This window comes from Lentzea sp. NBRC 105346, from assembly GCF_030269605.1.
In the GTDB taxonomy this organism is placed as follows: domain Bacteria; phylum Actinomycetota; class Actinomycetes; order Mycobacteriales; family Pseudonocardiaceae; genus Lentzea.
Genome location: NZ_BSTQ01000058.1, coordinates 1 through 278 on the forward strand (window position 1 = coordinate 1; position 278 = coordinate 278).

The 278-nt window shown below is 55.8% G+C and carries 2 rRNA genes; both read left to right on the forward strand.

Annotation, left to right across the window (positions count from 1 at the left end):
- A 23S ribosomal RNA gene (locus tag QSK35_RS42585) occupies window positions 1–90 on the forward strand; the annotation flags it as partial.
- 77 nt (window positions 91–167) lie between these two features.
- Window positions 168–278, forward strand: a 5S ribosomal RNA gene (gene rrf / locus QSK35_RS42590); the annotation flags it as partial.

Here is a 278-nt window from a genome sequence, read left to right on the forward strand (position 1 = left end):
CCCAGCTAGACCACTGGGTTGATAGGCCAGAGATGGAAGACCGGTAACGGTTGGAGTTGACTGGTACTAATAGGCCGAGGACTTGTTACAAAGACGCTACGCATCCACTGTGCGGTTCTGGAAGAACCGAGCGGCTGACCGATCAGCCTGGTTGAATTCCATAGTGTTTCGGTGGTTATAGCGTTGGGGAAACACCCGGTCCCATTCCGAACCCGGTAGTTAAGCCCTTCTGCGCCGATGGTACTGCACTGGTGACGGTGTGGGAGAGTAGGTCGCCG